Here is a 15,036-nt window from a genome sequence, read left to right on the forward strand (position 1 = left end):
GCTGCTTTTTGACGCATAGGCGCGAAATTGCCAGCCTGGAGGGCCGTTTGGTGCCCAGGTGAAGACGTCGGAATGTTCCCAAACAGGATACTTTTGAGATGGACTCAGGGCCCGCAATGACGCACATTCCCGAGCGTAGACGACCGCAGGAAGCGGCGCTCAGATTGGGAGAGCTGGACTTGGAGCAGCTTGAAACGGCAGGCGCCGAATGGCGGCGCTATTGGCCGATGGTCCTTGCGGCCTGCATCGGTTTTTCATTCATGTCATTCATGACGGCCGCAGCGGGCGTTTTCATGGATCCTCTTGCCGCCGAGTTTCATTGGGGTCGCACCGAACTCTCACTCGGGATGGCCATTGCCTCGATGCTTTCGATACTGTGCTCGCCCTTCATCGGCATTCTCATCGACCGTCACGGCTCGCGGCGGATGGCGCTGCCCGGCCTCGTCCTGACGAGCCTCGCCATCGCCGCCTTCTCGCAGGCCAACGGCTCTCTGGCCCAATGGCTGGGACTGTGGATCGCATGGGGCGTCGTCGCACTGCTGGTGCAGTCGACTTTGTGGTCCGCCGCAATCGCCGGTGTATTCAGGGTCGGCCGGGGGCTGGCGCTGGGCGTGACCATGTCCGGCACGGCCCTCGCGCAAGTCGTCGCCCCGCCCCTGTCCAATTATCTGATCGACATGTTCGGCTGGCGATCAGCCTATGTCGTACTCGGTTTGGGATGGGGCGGATTTGCCTTGCTACTGTCCGCCCTCTTCCTTTTCGACGTCCGCGATCGTGCGCGCCGGCAATCCCTTCAGGCGCAGGGAACCGCCGAGGAGACCGTCAAACTTCCCGGCCTCGGCATTGGTGAAGCGTGGCGCGATGCCTCACTGTGGAAGGTCGCGGTGGCGACTTTCCTCGTTCTGACCGTCACGATTGCAGTGGTCGTGCACCAGTTTCCCATTCTCGTCGAAGCGGGCATGAGCCGCACGCAGGCAGCCTGGCTGGTAAGCCTTTCAGGTGTCGCAGGCGTCATGGGCAAGCTCGTTTCGGGCACCCTCATCGATCGCTTCCATGCACGGATGGTCGGCGGCATTACGCTGGCATCGACCGCGATCGGATGGCCGATGCTGATGGCGGGCATTGCCACGCCCGTCACCATCGTGATCGGCATCATGATCAGCGGTTATGCCGCAGGTACCAAGATCCAGCTCTGCAGCTATCTGACAGCCCGATACGCAGGCATGCGCAATTACGGAACGATCTTCGGCTTCATGACCAGCGTCATAGCGCTCGCCTCGGCGATCGGCCCCTTGGCCGCTGGCGTCTCCTACGATCGCTATGGAAGCTACACTCCGCTGTTGCTCGTCGGCGTTGCCATATCCCTGATTTCGGGCGGTCTGGTCTTCAGTTTGCGCAGCTATCCGGATTGGGGCGTTCAGGCGCCTGCCCGGGCATGAGGATTGCACGATGACTGCAACAGACGAAGTGACCCGCAGCGGGCTGCCGACCGCAATTGTCGTGGGCGCGGGCGGACTCGGCATGGCCGTCGCCCGGCGGCTGGCACAGACCCATCACATCGTTCTTGCCGACATCAATGCGGCGCTGGCTGCGCGTCAGGCAGCTGCGTTGATCGAGGAAGGCGGCGAGGCCACGGCGTTCTCATGCGATGTCACGTCCGAAACTTCGGTCGCCGGTCTGGGCCAGTTGGTACGCGAGCGAGGCGGCTTTCGATCCCTCGTCCATGTTGCGGGTCTATCGATCGCCGCGGGTGACTTTGCCGCCATCATGAACGTCAACTTGCGCGGGCCCACGCTCGTGGCGCGCGAACTGCTGCCACTTGCGGGTCCGGGCACATGCGCGGTTCTGATCGCATCGATGGCCGCGCACTTGTCTAGCGCCGACGGCACTGCTGCCGAAATTCTCTCGGATCCGACGAGCGCGGACCTCGCCTTCCGCCTTGCAGATCATCTGGACTCCCAAGGCACCACTCCGTCCGCGGCCTACGCGCTTTCGAAGATCGGACTGCTCAAATACGCCCGCTCGGCCGCATCCGATTGGGGGCGCCGAGGCGCGCGCATCGTGTCGCTGTCGCCCGGCATGATCGCCACGCCCATGGGCAAAGGCGCCTATGCCGAAAGCCCGAACAAGGCGCGCATGTTTGCTCGAAGCCCGCTCGGCCGCGAGGGCGCGATGCACGAAATCGCCGATGCCGTGGAATTCCTCGTTTCGGACCGGGCCTCCTTCATCAGCGGTACCGACCTCTTGGTCGATGGCGGGCTGAGCGCAGCCCTCACTTACACGTGATCAGTCGGGAACTTCCTGTTCCACATTCATCTGAAAACGGGCTCGGATGCGGCGCGCCCAGACTTTTCGGCTGTACTGGCTGGCAATAGCGGCAAGTTCCGGATCGCCCTGAATGAGTGCCCCAAATTCCATTAGCCGGGCATTGCGCCAGCTCTGTACGAAACGGCGATGTTCAGGCGAAATATCGTCCGCTGCCGGCCCCTGGTAAGTCCTGCGCGAGAAGGCCACGTTGATGTCGAAGATGAGCTTGATGTACGCACTGTCAGCCAGCTCGAACACAATATCCTGCGTCTCACGTTCGAGTTCCCGGACTTCGTCGAAACCGGCATCGTCGGAGACCGCGCGGGTCCGCTCCACAAGCGTCGCCGTCCTCTCCACGATCACGTCATGCGGTGCATGAGCGGCCTTGCGCATGGCCTCGACCCATAACGCAGTGGCGATGACGGTGACATCCTCCGGCGGCACCTCCATCATCGACAGATACATGCTGACAATCGATTCGATCGTTTTCGAGTCCGGCCGGGATGCGAAATAGCCACCCGCATTGCCGCGGCGAACGGCAAGAAAGCCCTCGCGCTCAACCAGCCTTGCGGCTTGCCGAACGGTAGCCCGGGCAAAGCCAAGCTCGGAAATAAGCGCCTCTTCCCGGCCAATATAGGTTCCGGGCTCGCGCGCGAGGACGATCTCTCTCAACTTGTCCGCCGCGGTGTCGAGTGCCGTTCTGCTTTTGCGCTTGTCCATCCTGCACTCTCAAAACACGAAACCGATCGCGTCGTCCAGTCTGTTCGCCTGGGCGATGCGGCACGCCCTATGCCGTGCTTGACATCCTTAGAGTATCCTTTTTAAGATCGATCTCAACGAGAGTCGGAGCGTAATGCGCGCTCGATAACCAGTCAGGACTCATTTTGGAGAGAGACATGTCACGTCTTCCTTGGGACATGAGCGGCCGTGTCGTCGTGATTTCGGGCGGGAATGCCGGCATCGGGCTCGGCTTTGCACGCGGCATCGCGCGGGCAGGCGGTGACGTCGTCATTTGGGGGCGCCGTCAGGATCGAAACGAGGAGGCCGCGCGCGAACTCGCCGAGTTCGGCGGGCGTGTCTTCACGCAAGTGGTCGATGTGGCCGACGAAGCCCGGGTGATCGAAGCCTTCGCCGAGGCGGTCGAGGAGATGGGCCGCGTCGATGGCGCAATCGCCAACGCCGGCCTCATGAAGAACCAGGGCTGCTTCACTAACATGACCGGGGAAGCCTGGCATGACCTGTTGTCGGTCAACCAGCACGGTGCGTTCTATCTGGCCCGCGAAGCTGCACGCCACATGCGCACGCGTGCCGAAGCCGGCGATCCGGGCGGTTCAATCCTGTTCTGCGCCAGTCTTTCCGCGGTCACCGGCTCGATCGGCATGCAGCATTATAACGCGTCGAAGGGCGCCATGGCAGCGCTCGCAAGGGGCATCGCTGTCGACCTTGGCAAGTACGGCGTTCGCGCGAACACCGTTTGCCCAGGCTATACGGAAAGCGAGACGGTCAAAGATCAGGGCCCCGATTCCCCGCTTGGCAGTCAGGTGCGCGAACGTTGCCCGATCCCGCGTTTCGGCAACCCGTCCGATTTCGAAGGTATCGGCGTCTACTTCATGAGCGATGCCTCAAGGTATCACACCGGCGACCTTGTGCGCGTCGATGGCGGCTGGATGGCAAATGCCGGCAAGCTCAATACTTCGGCGGAGCGCCGGGCATGAATGCTGCACCCATAAAGGACACTAAAAAGGTCCAGACCAAAGTCTTCCGGGTCGAGCAGTTCCGCGATCCCAAGCTCGCACCGGAGCGCCGCGCCGAACTCGAAGCGGCCGAAGCCGAACCGCTCGATATGAGCGTCGAAGGCATTTTGGCAGATGCTGTCGCGCAAACCGGGCTCTCCGACTTCGGGCCAATGGATTTCACCGAGCGCCTCGGCGTACTCGCCGGCGAAGTCGCAGCGAACGCAAATCTCTGGCGCTTCGCCAAGACCCAGTTCCGCGCCTCCTGCGTGAAGCAGGCCGCCAACCGCCTCAAGAACAAGGCCTTCCTCGACAGCCATCCGGAGATCGACGCCGAGGTCATCGACCGTCCGATCATCATCGTCGGACTACCGCGTTCGGGAACGACGCACCTTGAGAACCTTATCGCGGCGGACCGACGCTTGCGTCACCTGCCGGTCTATCTTGGATCGGAAGCGGTGCTGGCTCCCGGCGAAACGCCGGGGCCCGACGGCCTTGACCCGCGCTGGGTTCGCTCGACCGCGCATTGGGACCGCATGAAGCAGAACGCGATCATGGCGGCCATGCACGAGCATTCGCCCGACCATGCCTGCGGCGAAAACGAGCTGCAAATGCCAGACTTCACCACCTACCAGTGGGAATGGATGGCCGAAGTCCCAGCCTGGCGCGATTACCTGCTCGGCCATGACCAGACGCCGCACTATGCCTATGGCAAGCACATGCTGAAGGCGATCGCCTATCAGTTCCCTTCCGATCGACGCTGGATCCTGAAGGGCAATCAGCATAGCGAACAGATCCCCGCGCTGATCGCGAACTATCCGGATGCCTATATCGTCCAGATCCACCGCGACCCGCTGGCATTGCTGCAATCGGTGCTGACGATGCGCGGCCTTTCCGTACTGGCACACCAGAAGCAGCCGGATATCCAGGCCCACGTCGCGTACTGGGTGGACCGCATCGAGCGCATGCTGCGCGCCTACTTGCGCGACATGGATGCAGTCTCTGCCGGGCAGCGGCTCGACATCCTGTTCGGCGACGTGATCGCGGACGATGTCGGCACTGCCCAGCGCGTTCTCGAATTCGCCGGACTTGAAGCCTGCGCCGAAAGCGTGGCGGATATGCGCGACTATATGGAAAGTCACCCGCGCGGGAAAGACGGACGGGTGGTCTACGATCTGGCGGGCGACTTCAACCTGGACATCCCTGCGCTGCGCCAGCGCTTCGCATTCTACACCGATCGCTTTCAGGTGAAGCAGGAAGTCAAGTGAAGCCAACCTTAGGCCGATGGAGGGCGAACTCGCGGCGCGAGCAAGCCTTCATCGCGCTGTTGACCATGCCTACGCGGCCGGGAGCAAACGACATGCAATCCACCATTCGCGACGCTAACCAACCCCTCAACGCCCAAATCATCAATGACGGTGCCGGCAAGCAGGATGCCGTCGATCTGGGCAGCGGCATCTTCATGTCGAAGGACGTCTCGAACCTCTATCTGGTGACGACCCCGGCCGGCAGCGTGCTCATAAACACCGGCATCATCTACAGCGCCGCCGAGAACAAGCGGCGCTTCGATGCGTTGAGCGACAAGCCGATCCGCAAGATCGTATTCACTCAGAGCCACGAGGACCACATCGGCGGCTGGCCGACGTTCAACACGCCTGACATCGAGACGATCGGGCAAGCCAACCTGCCCTTCGTCCGCACACAGTTCCGCGACCTCGGCCAGGCCATGGGCGCGCGGTCGCGCCGTCTGTGGAGCCGCGACCAGAAGCAGGAACTCACCGAACGGCCCGAACCGGTGCTGACCACCACGTTCCACGACAGTCACGCATTCGAACTCGGCGGCCGCCGCTTCGAGCTGTATTCGGTTCCCGGCGGCGAAACGGTCGATTCTCTGGTGGTCTGGCTGCCCGACGACAGAACTGTCTTCACCGGGAACATGACCGGCCCGATCTTCGGACACGTGCCCAACCTCTACACCCTTCGCGGCGACCGCTACCGCTATGTTCAGTGGTACATCGACAGCGTCCAGCGGGTGATCGACCTGAAGCCCGAATTGCTGATCACCGGACACGGCGAACCGGTGCGCGGCGCGGAAAACATTCGCGCCAGCCTCACCAGGATGCGCGATGCAGCGCAATATCTGCGCGATGCGACGTTCGAGGGCATGAACGCCGGCAAGCCGCTCTGGGAGCTGATGGAAACGATCAAGTTGCCGCCCGAACTCGCCATCCCGCAAGGCCACGGCAAGGTTCCCTGGATCGTCCGTTCCATCTGGGAAGAGCATCTGGGCTGGTTCCGGTACGAATCCTCGACCGAACTCTACGCAGTCCCGCCGCAAGCCGTCCTTGGCGATCTTATCGAGCTTGCCGGAGGCGGCTCGGCCGCGCTCGACCTTGCCGCGCGCTACCTTGCCGAGAACCAGCCGCTCAAGGCGCTGCATGTGGCAGAGGCTATCAAGGACGGATCGCCGGCCCATCGCCGGGCGCTGGAACTCCAGCTTGCCGCCCAGACCGCCATTCTCGAAGCTGCCGGACGTGAAAACTTCAGCGAAGTCCGCTGGCTCGAAAGCGAAATCCGGCGACTCGAAGCGGCGCTGGCGGGAGACGATTGATGATGCACCCTCGCCTCTCCGTCGATGCGATGTGTTCGTTCCAGTGGCCTTTCGAGCGCGAACTGGCGCTGTGGAAGGACATGGGCGTGCGCCATGCCGGACTGCTGATGAACAAGGTTGCGGACGATCCCGATCGCCATCTCGGCGCGCTCGACGATGCCGGCATTCACATCAGCACGCTGATCACCGCCGGCTTCCAGCTTGGCGATCGATCCTCATGGAACGCAACTCGCGCAGTACAGAAGGCGATGATTGATCTGGTCGCGGCGCATAAGGGCCATTCGATCTATTTCACGACCGGACGCACGGTAAATTGTGATTGGGACGAAGATCTGGCCTTGTTCGCCGAAGCGGTTGCACCGACCGTAGCGCATGCCCGCGAATGCGGCGTAATCGCGGCGTTCGAGCCGAGCCTGAGGACGAGTGCCTCTTTCTGCACGACGCTGGCAGATGCCATTGAGATCGCCGAGATGACCGGCCTCGGCATCGTTTCCGATTTCAGCAACAACTGGATGGAGCGAGGACTTCGCGAGACCCTCAATCGGGCCATGCCGCATATCGCGCTTGTCCAGATCGGCGATATCGCAATCTCCGGGAAAGGTGGTCGTTCCCATATCGGTCGGGGCGACCTGCCACTTCAGCGCATGATGAGCGACGTGCTGGACGCAGGCTATGAGGGCATCTTCGATCTAGAGGTCGTGCCTGCCGATTACACTGCCGAAACGAACGAGGACGAACTGCGCGCTGGGATCAGCGCCGCTTCGGACTTGCTTCATGCCATGAAGATCTGAAAACCCACGCATCTGAACGAAACGACCCGGAAAAACGGGCCCCGCAAACGGGTAAGGAGAGCTTGAAATGTCCGAGACTTTTGCCGGCAAGACCGCGCTCATCATCGGTGCAGGCCAGAATATCGGCCGCCGCATCGCTCAGGAATGGGCCGCCCGCGGCGCCCGCGTCGCCGTGGCCGACATCAGCCGCGAAGGCGCCGAAGAAACTGCGCAGATCCTGAGAGACGCCGGCACGGAGGCGGTGGGGTTCCACTGCAACGTGCTTGACGACGCTTCGGTCGCCGCAACCATCGATGCGGCAGAAAAGGCACTCGGCCCGCTCGACATTCACATGAACAATGCCGGCATCCTCTCGGGCGGCAATCCCGAGGACATTCCGATGACGGAATGGCAGCGGATGTTCGACGTGAACCTCTTCGGCATGGTCCGCGCCAACAACGTGATCGTGCCGCGCATGATCGCGCATGGATCGGGCCATATCGTCAACACCGGCAGCTTTGCCGGTCTTTATCCCTTCGCCGCGAGCCGGGTTCACTACGCCGCCTCCAAGGCGGCCGTGATTTCTATGTCGCAGAACCTCGCGCTCTATCTGAAGCAGTTCGGCGTCAGCGTCAGCTGCCTCTGCCCGGGCCCTGTCATGACGAGTTCGCCCGATGCCATGAAGCATTTCAGCGAGAATTACGTGATGCGCGCGCCTGGCAGCCACCTTGCGGTCAAGACCCAGCAGGAGACGGCGAAGGTCCTGTCCGACGGCATGGAGGCCGGCCGCATCCTCATCCCGACGCACGAAGAGGCGTGGGAGACACTGGTCGAAGTCGCCGCCGATCCGGACGCCTTCCTCGAGAAAAAGCATCGCGAGTTCCTCGCGGGCGATCCGGGGCGGCCAGGCATCACGCAGGATGTGATCGATTCCATCAAGGCCTGAACGGGAGACATCGGATGACATTGCTCGATCCCCAAGAGCGCACGGAGCGCGGCCAGACCGTTGGACAGGCCGTGACCGCGCGGGACATCCCCGCACCGGTCAGTCCTGTCGAAGCAAGCTGGCGGGATTTCGTCTTCGCGGAAATCTGGAACCGCCCCGGCCTTGACCGCCGCACACGCTACCTCATCGCGATTGCCAGCGCGGCGTGCAGCAACGGCCCGGCCGATCTGCTCGACGACTACATCCGCGGCGCGCTCTCCGGCGGCGAACTGAGCCAGATCGAACTGCGCGAAGCGGCGCTGCATCTGGCCGTCTATACCGGCTGGTCGCGCGGGTTCGAACTGGATCGCGCCATCACCCGCGTCGCCGCCGAACTGGGCATGACGCCCTGCCCCTTCGCGCCGATCCGCAGCGAACCATGGGATCCGCAAGTCCGCACCCAGGAGGGGATCGATGAGTTCGACGCCGTCATGGGCTTTCCGGGACCTCCGCCGGTCACGCCCTATTTCGAGGCCGGTATCGACAGCTTCGTGTTCGGCGAGATGTGGAAACGGGCCGGACTGGACCAGCGATCGCGCCGCTGGATCACTCTGGTTGGCGTATCGGAAAGCTGCGCGACAACGCCGATCAAGACGCATTTCTTTGCAGCCATGGCGAGCGGCAACTGCGCGCCAGAAGAATTGCAGGAATTTGTCCTCCAGTATGCCGTCCATGCCGGATGGCCGAAAGCCTCGGTCATTCAGGGCGCGGTCCTGGCCATGATCAAGAACTACAAGGCCGGCCTTAGCTGGGACGCATGAGAGAGATTTCGCAATGTTGAATACGGCATTCATCGGCCTCGGAAGCCAGGGCGGCCCTATGGCAGAGTGCATGCTCGCCGCCGGCTTTCCGCTTACGGTCTGGGGCAGGCGCCGCGAAGCGCTTCAGCCCTTCGCCGAAAAGGGAGCCGTGCTGGCCGAGAGTGTTGCGGCTCTTGGAGCGGCGGCCGATCATGTGGGCCTTTGCGTAGTCGACGATGCCGGTGTTGCCGAGATCTGCAACGCGCTCGTCCCGTCGATGCGTCCGGGAAGCCTGCTGGCGGTGCATTCGACGGTCCTGCCGGAGAGCTGCGAAGCGCTTGCCGCCATCTGTGAGGCGCGAGGAATCGCGTTTGTCGACGCGCCGGTGAGCGGAGGCGGCGGTGCAGCCGCAGCCCGAACGCTGACGGTCATGTGTGGAGGAAGCGCCGCCGCCTTCGAGCAGGCCCGCCCCATCTTTAAAGCCTTTGCAGGTACGCTCGTCCATCTCGGCGGTGCCGGTGCCGGTCAGCGTGCCAAGATCGTGAACAATGCCCTGATGGCGGCAAACATGGGCAATGCCCATGCCGCCATAGAGGCGGGCCGGGCTCTGGGCATGGCGCCCGACGCGTTGAAGGACCTCATCAAGGCCAGCAGCGGGCGCAGCTTCGGCTTCGAAGTCTATGCGCGATTGCCCGAACCCAAGGCGTTTTCCCACGGAGCGGCATTGCTGCGAAAGGATGTAGACCTTCTGCGCGCCATTCTCCCCGACGGATCAGACACGCGGACACTGGGTGAAGCCGCGGACCATTTCCTGGAAGAGGCCGTCGCGCCCTGATGAAAATGCTGGATGCGCGCCGTTAATCGGCGCGCACCATTTCGAAGCTTTGCCCCATGCGCAGCGGAAAGCCGTCCTCTGCAGGATGGAAGGTCCACAAGCGGTAGTTTATCCCGGATCGCATCGAAGTTGTCGCCAACAGCACGATGGTCCAGTCCGGCCGGTAGAGCCCGCCGTCTCGATAACCCAGGCACGCGCGACACGCCCGCCCAATCGAAACAACGACCGCTCGTGTCGCTTTCAAAGTTGTACCGCCAGCCGCCCAAAGAGCGGCGCCGCGCGCTTCTCTGAGCGACGGAATAGTGCATCCGCCACGGTCCGTCAGGCCGTATTCGACGGCCGGCTCCGCGTTGATGAAAGTGCCGCCCGATCGCGAACCGACTGGCGGGTCCATTGCGAGCGGACTTCCTTCATCGGAATTTCGCTCCCAATTCGATGCCGTACGTAACGGGCGAGTTCCAGACGGCACCCGTCCCCAGGGTGTTAAAGAGCACCTGCGTGCTATACCGCCGATTGGTGACATTGTCCCCGAACACCGCAACCGTATAGCGATCGGAAGGATCGGTCCATTCCGCGCGCAGGGCCAGAACTTCGTAGCCCTTCTGCTTGAACTGCTCGGAAGGATCGAAGTAGAAGCTGGAGGTATAGTAGAGGTTGCCGGACAGCGCCAGCCTGCCGCCGCCGAGATCAAGGCCATAGCTAGCCCCGATGTTACCGGTGAACTCAGGCGCCCGCTGCATCTTGAAGCCCGAGGCATCAGTCGACGTCTGCGTCAGCGCGCCGGGGCCGGTGCCGCCGAGCGTCGTCGGAATGCAGGCCATCGAATTGGCAAGATCGGTGACCGCCGGATCGCAGTAGCTGTAATAAGGCGCGTCAGTGAACGACTTGTAGCGAGCATGGGTCCATGACGCGCCAGCCTGCACCGAGAACGCGCTGCTGACCTTGTAGCGCAGCTGCGCCTCTAGACCGTAGATTTCCGAGGACGCGGCATTGCGGATCTGGGCCGTGCCGTTCTGATAGCTGGAAACCTGCAAGTTCTTGTAGTCATAGTAGAAGCCGGCAAGATCGGCCGAGAACACCCGGTCGTCGTACTTATAGCCCACTTCGAAGGCGTTGATCTTCTCCGGCTTCACCGGCTGCTGCGAATAGCCGCCGACGTTGAGGATGCCGGCCTTGTAGCCCTTGGTGTAGGAAGCATAGACGCTCGATTCCTCGCTCGGCTTCAAGCGGATCACCGCGCGAGGCGTGAAGCTGTCGTTCTTCAGGGTGGAAACCGGAATGTGCACACCCGCACCGCCCGTCCAGGGAATGGCTTCGCCGTTGGGTCCGGTGAAGCTCGTGGTCGTGAAATTGGTGATGAAGTAGGCATCGCCGACGATATCGTGGCTATAGCGTCCGCCCAACGTCAGGAACAGCTTGTCGCTCACCTGATATGTCGCATCGAGGAAGGCCGCATAGGACTTCGTCGTGGTGCTCGATCCGCCGAACGGCGCATAGGGCAATCCGCCGAAGCTGGCTCCGATGTCCCAGGTGTCGCGGATCTGGAAGTAGTTGAGCCCGGCGGTCCATTGCAGCGGCGAGCCCGGCTTGGAATTCAGCAGGAATTCCTGGCTCCAAGTCTCGTCGTTCACGCCGACGTAGATGTTGAACATCGGGATGGCCGTGGCATCGAGATCGCCGTAATAGGGCGACAGGTCCTTGCGATATTGCGTGTAGGACGTGAAGTCCGCAAAGCCCATGTCCGCCTTGAGCGTGGCCTGAAGGGCATCGGAATTCGACCGGAAGCTCACCGGAGTGTTCAGCAGGACGTCGCCCGGCTTGGTCGCGAAAGTCGAGGTCGGCGCATAGAGATAGACGAGCGGCAGCCCCTTGGAACTGGACATTCCGTAAATGGCTTGCCCGGCCGCCGACACCTTGTCGAAGAAACCGGCAGCGCCGGACTGGTCTACATAGGCATTGACCAACTGGGTGGTGGGATCGTCGGTCTCGGCATGGATCCAGCGCAGCAGCAGCGAAACGTCATCGGTCAGATCGGCCTTCATGCCGACCCGGATCGACCAGTCCTCGGACTTGCCGATATTGTCGTTGCCGTTCGAAACATCGGTGAAATAGCCGTCACTGCGCCGGTAGAGCCCCTCGACGTCCATCGCGACCCGGTCGCTGATCCCGAACGTGGCATAAGCCTGCGCGCTCACCGCATTGAAGCGGCTGTAGCTGATCTTGGCCTCACCGCTCGTTTCGGTGCTGGGATCGTCCGTGGTGATGATGATCGCGCCGCCCGTGGTGTTGCGGCCGAACAGCGTTCCCTGCGGACCCTTCAGGACCTGGATACTGCTCACGTTGAGCAGATCGAAGTCCGACATGTAGGTGTTGGCCTGGAAGAAGCCGTCGACATAGATACCGACGTTGGGGCCGCCGCCGGAGGTCGTGATGGCGGTGCCGACGCCGCGAATGGTCGGCTGGACGGCAGGGCCCTGTGTATCGAAACGCAGGCCCGGCGTGATCCTTGCGGTGTCGGACAGCTTTTCGACGTTGGCGGTAGCAAGCTGCTCCGGTCCCAGCGAGGTGACGCTGATAGGCACATCGCGCGATGCTTCCGCGCGGCGCTGGGCGGTGACCACGATTTCCGTCGAGGTCGGCGCGGGCGCAGCCTTGTCGCCTGTCGATTGCTGGGCGAGTGCCATGGCCGGCCAACTGGCCGTCACGCAGGCCATCATGAGAACGGATGCGGATCGCGCGGTATACAAGCCTGCCATGAAAATCTCCCTGGCTGCGTCGCGGATTTTGCGCGCAGTCTCTTGGTTTAGTCGCCGAAGCGACTTCGGCGTTTGCGGCCAGATGACCCGCAAAAGAGGCCCTAAACTTGACGGATCGCGACACTTCGGTGTCACTCACAGAACTTCGCCGCCGCGATAACAGACGGTTTGAACTTGCCAGAATCGCCAATTCCGTCAGCCTAACCAGACGGAAAATCCATCATTTAGTATCATGTTTGAAGCCGGAGGATCTAACCAACGCGGGTTGATCGCGATTCTCGTGCCGCAAATATCGTCGCCAAATTCGATGCAAATTCGAATTTTTCATACTTAATTAGAAATATCCGCGCGACTCTATCCTGCAAACCCTGAAGATCGCTATCAAGGGAAGCAGCGTTACAACAGCCCGAGGCGCTATATTCAGTATCCTACTCGCAGTAGAGGAAGTGGGTTCAACGACATCTTCGATCAGGTCCCGCCCGGCTTTCAATTACCCACAAGTGGTCGCACGCGTGATTCCCGTGGGCGCATTACGGTTGAAGCCCCTGACTCGGCTGTGATTCCTGCTCAGGCACGGAACCTGCGGGGTGCGTGCCATGGCGAACGACGGAGATGAAGGTGAGACCTGGATCGACGGAGAAATAGACAACACCAGGTTCGGCGATGCTCGGCTTGGTAATCGGCTGCGCAAACTGATGTGCTGCTTGGACAGCGCAACAGGTCAGCCGCTGCCGTTGGCGTGCGAAGACTGGGCAAACACCAAAGCGGCGTACCGCTTCTTGTCGAACAGCTCGGTCACCGAAGAGCACATTCTGGCTGGCCATTTCCAAGCGACAGCGCGTCGTGCAGCCATCTGCGATGGCACCCTGCTGGTGCTGCAGGACACCACAGAATTCGTCTACCAGCGATCAGCACCAGACAGCATCGGCTACACCAAGCATGTGAACAGCGGGCGCGACAAGGAAGGCCGCTGGCGCCAGCACAAGCTGTGCGGCGTGATGATGCATGCCAGTCTGGCCATCACGCTTGAAGGGCTTCCCCTCGGCTTGACAGCTGCCCGCTTCTGGAGCCGTGCACAATTCAAAGGGCTGCTGGCGCTCAAACGCAAGGTCAAACAGACCCGCGTGCCGATCGAGACAAAAGAAAGCATTCGCTGGCTCGAGAATATGCGCGGCTCGACGGCATTGCTCGGAGGGGATCCCGCCCGCATCGTTCACGTCGGCGATCGCGAGAACGACATCTATGAATTCTACTGCGCGACGCAGGAGCTCGGGACCCACTTTGTCGTCCGCACTTGCGTTGATCGTCTGGCCGGCGACGGCAAGCACACCGTGTCGGCCGAGATGGCCGAGGTCGCTGTCGAGGGACATCACCAGTTCGAGATCGCCGACGGTAGCCGCGTGAAACTGGCCCTGAAGTACAAGCGCATCGGCGTTCTGCCGCCCATTGGCAAAGCGCGGCGCTACCCACCACTCAGCTTGACCGTGATCCACGCCGTGGAAGTCGACCCTCCCGAAGGGCGCAAACCGATCGACTGGAAGCTGCTCACCGATCTTCCTGTCGGAACGGCCGCGGAGGCGATCGAGAAAATGGCCTGGTACTCGATGAGATGGAAGATCGAGCTGTTCTTCAAGATCCTCAAGTCAGGCTTCAACGCCGAGAAACTCAAGCTGCGCGCAGCCGAGCGACTGGTCAACCTGATAGCCATATTCTGCATTCTGGGCTGGCGAATCTTCTGGCTCACGATGCTGAACAGAGCGCACCCCAATGATGATCCCGGGTCCGCACTGACAGCCACCGAAATCGAGATCATTGACCGAATTGCCGCCCGCGCCGGGAGAATGACTGCAACCGCGCCGCCGATTTCATCGTACCTGACTGAGATCGCGCGCTTGGGCGGCTATCTCGGTCGACGACACGATCCGCCGCCCGGCAACATGATCATGTGGCGAGGTTGGACCCGACTCATGGACATCCAACTTGGGGTCGAGCTCGCCGCCGAACCACTTGTGGGTAATTGAAAGCCCGCCCGGCGGGATACGGCCCGAGCGTTGCCTTCGCCCCGTGTCTTCCAGATCGGCATCCAGAAGGAATTCCAGGCACAGCGAAGTTACGGTCCCTCCTTGCCCGATCGGCGGTCCTCGCCGGCCGGGTCTTTTCTAAGAAGGGCCTGATTCATGGGAAAGGTGAGAAAGACATGAGCAACAAAACGGCACTGGTATCCGGCGCAGCATCCGGGATCAGCAAGGCCTGCGCAAAGCGGCTTGCCCGCGAGGGCATGGCGGTAGGCTTGCAGAGC

General features: G+C 61.9%; 13 protein-coding genes. 10 read left to right on the forward strand and 3 right to left on the reverse strand.

Annotation, left to right across the window (positions count from 1 at the left end; translation table 11 throughout):
- The first annotated feature begins 98 nt into the window (after nt 1–98).
- Both AC1VVM_RS21305 and AC1VVM_RS21310 read left to right on the forward strand, forming a co-directional pair.
- Nucleotides 99–1,439, forward strand: a complete 1,341-nt coding sequence (locus tag AC1VVM_RS21305; RefSeq protein WP_482956383.1) for an MFS transporter — start codon at nt 99–101, stop codon at nt 1,437–1,439.
- A 10-nt stretch (nt 1,440–1,449) separates the two neighbouring features.
- The gene (locus AC1VVM_RS21310; RefSeq protein ID WP_482956384.1) at nt 1,450–2,286 is read left to right on the forward strand and encodes an SDR family oxidoreductase; all 837 of its coding nucleotides are present in this window, start codon (nt 1,450–1,452) and stop codon (nt 2,284–2,286) included.
- Here the strand turns inward: AC1VVM_RS21310 and AC1VVM_RS21315 are convergent, their stop codons facing one another.
- The gene (locus AC1VVM_RS21315; RefSeq protein ID WP_482956385.1) at nt 2,287–3,027 is read right to left on the reverse strand and encodes a FadR/GntR family transcriptional regulator; all 741 of its coding nucleotides are present in this window, start codon (nt 3,025–3,027) and stop codon (nt 2,287–2,289) included.
- 176 nt (nt 3,028–3,203) lie between these two features.
- Here AC1VVM_RS21315 and AC1VVM_RS21320 point away from each other — a divergent pair, with 176 nt between their 5' ends.
- From AC1VVM_RS21320 to AC1VVM_RS21350, 7 genes are all read left to right on the forward strand, one after another.
- Nucleotides 3,204–4,022 carry an SDR family NAD(P)-dependent oxidoreductase gene (locus tag AC1VVM_RS21320; protein ID WP_482956386.1) on the forward strand — a complete coding sequence of 273 codons (819 nt, stop codon included), beginning with the start codon at nt 3,204–3,206 and terminating at the stop codon, nt 4,020–4,022.
- Complete coding sequence (locus tag AC1VVM_RS21325; protein ID WP_482956387.1) at nt 4,019–5,308, forward strand: sulfotransferase family protein; 1,290 nt, start codon at nt 4,019–4,021, stop codon at nt 5,306–5,308. Before AC1VVM_RS21320 ends, AC1VVM_RS21325 begins: the two co-directional genes overlap by 4 nt.
- Nucleotides 5,309–5,400: 92 nt before the next feature.
- Nucleotides 5,401–6,651: an MBL fold metallo-hydrolase gene (locus tag AC1VVM_RS21330; RefSeq protein WP_482956388.1), complete on the forward strand. Its 1,251-nt coding sequence runs from the start codon at nt 5,401–5,403 to the stop codon at nt 6,649–6,651.
- A complete protein-coding gene (locus AC1VVM_RS21335) occupies nt 6,651–7,442 on the forward strand; it encodes a sugar phosphate isomerase/epimerase family protein (protein ID WP_482956389.1) in 792 nt (263 codons plus the stop codon). Before AC1VVM_RS21330 ends, AC1VVM_RS21335 begins: the two co-directional genes overlap by 1 nt.
- 67 nt (nt 7,443–7,509) lie before the next feature.
- Nucleotides 7,510–8,367, forward strand: a complete 858-nt coding sequence (locus AC1VVM_RS21340; protein ID WP_482956390.1) for an SDR family NAD(P)-dependent oxidoreductase — start codon at nt 7,510–7,512, stop codon at nt 8,365–8,367.
- Nucleotides 8,368–8,381: 14 nt separating this feature from the next.
- Nucleotides 8,382–9,167 (forward strand): carboxymuconolactone decarboxylase family protein, encoded by a 786-nt coding sequence (locus AC1VVM_RS21345; RefSeq protein ID WP_482905738.1) that lies wholly within the window; start codon nt 8,382–8,384, stop codon nt 9,165–9,167.
- Between the two features lie 13 nt (nt 9,168–9,180).
- Nucleotides 9,181–9,981 carry an NAD(P)-dependent oxidoreductase gene (locus AC1VVM_RS21350; RefSeq protein ID WP_482956391.1) on the forward strand — a complete coding sequence of 267 codons (801 nt, stop codon included), beginning with the start codon at nt 9,181–9,183 and terminating at the stop codon, nt 9,979–9,981.
- Nucleotides 9,982–10,003: 22 nt separating this feature from the next.
- Here the strand turns inward: AC1VVM_RS21350 and AC1VVM_RS21355 are convergent, their stop codons facing one another.
- Both AC1VVM_RS21355 and AC1VVM_RS21360 read right to left on the reverse strand, forming a co-directional pair.
- Nucleotides 10,004–10,375 (reverse strand): hypothetical protein, encoded by a 372-nt coding sequence (locus tag AC1VVM_RS21355; protein ID WP_482956392.1) that lies wholly within the window; start codon nt 10,373–10,375, stop codon nt 10,004–10,006.
- Between the two features lie 16 nt (nt 10,376–10,391).
- Complete coding sequence (locus AC1VVM_RS21360) at nt 10,392–12,737, reverse strand: TonB-dependent receptor (protein WP_482956393.1); 2,346 nt, start codon at nt 12,735–12,737, stop codon at nt 10,392–10,394.
- Between the two features lie 596 nt (nt 12,738–13,333).
- Here AC1VVM_RS21360 and AC1VVM_RS21365 point away from each other — a divergent pair.
- Nucleotides 13,334–14,758, forward strand: coding sequence for an IS4 family transposase (locus tag AC1VVM_RS21365; protein ID WP_482956394.1), 1,425 nt, complete (start codon nt 13,334–13,336; stop codon nt 14,756–14,758).
- Nucleotides 14,759–15,036 lie beyond the last annotated feature (278 nt).

The sequence above is a fragment of the Novosphingobium sp. BL-S-33 genome (assembly GCF_056857025.1).

Excerpts from the sequence above, each read along its gene's own strand:
- AC1VVM_RS21305 (WP_482956383.1), top strand. The coding sequence starts at position 99 with ATGGACTCAGGGCCCGCAATGACGCACATTCCCGAGCGTAGACGACCG.
- AC1VVM_RS21310 (WP_482956384.1), top strand. The coding sequence starts at position 1,450 with ATGACTGCAACAGACGAAGTGACCCGCAGCGGGCTGCCGACCGCAATT.
- AC1VVM_RS21315 (WP_482956385.1), bottom strand. The coding sequence starts at position 3,027 with ATGGACAAGCGCAAAAGCAGAACGGCACTCGACACCGCGGCGGACAAG.
- AC1VVM_RS21320 (WP_482956386.1), top strand. The coding sequence starts at position 3,204 with ATGTCACGTCTTCCTTGGGACATGAGCGGCCGTGTCGTCGTGATTTCG.
- AC1VVM_RS21325 (WP_482956387.1), top strand. The coding sequence starts at position 4,019 with ATGAATGCTGCACCCATAAAGGACACTAAAAAGGTCCAGACCAAAGTC.
- AC1VVM_RS21330 (WP_482956388.1), top strand. The coding sequence starts at position 5,401 with ATGCAATCCACCATTCGCGACGCTAACCAACCCCTCAACGCCCAAATC.
- AC1VVM_RS21335 (WP_482956389.1), top strand. The coding sequence starts at position 6,651 with ATGATGCACCCTCGCCTCTCCGTCGATGCGATGTGTTCGTTCCAGTGG.
- AC1VVM_RS21340 (WP_482956390.1), top strand. The coding sequence starts at position 7,510 with ATGTCCGAGACTTTTGCCGGCAAGACCGCGCTCATCATCGGTGCAGGC.
- AC1VVM_RS21345 (WP_482905738.1), top strand. The coding sequence starts at position 8,382 with ATGACATTGCTCGATCCCCAAGAGCGCACGGAGCGCGGCCAGACCGTT.
- AC1VVM_RS21350 (WP_482956391.1), top strand. The coding sequence starts at position 9,181 with ATGTTGAATACGGCATTCATCGGCCTCGGAAGCCAGGGCGGCCCTATG.
- AC1VVM_RS21355 (WP_482956392.1), bottom strand. The coding sequence starts at position 10,375 with ATGGACCCGCCAGTCGGTTCGCGATCGGGCGGCACTTTCATCAACGCG.
- AC1VVM_RS21360 (WP_482956393.1), bottom strand. The coding sequence starts at position 12,737 with ATGGCAGGCTTGTATACCGCGCGATCCGCATCCGTTCTCATGATGGCC.
- AC1VVM_RS21365 (WP_482956394.1), top strand. The coding sequence starts at position 13,334 with ATGGCGAACGACGGAGATGAAGGTGAGACCTGGATCGACGGAGAAATA.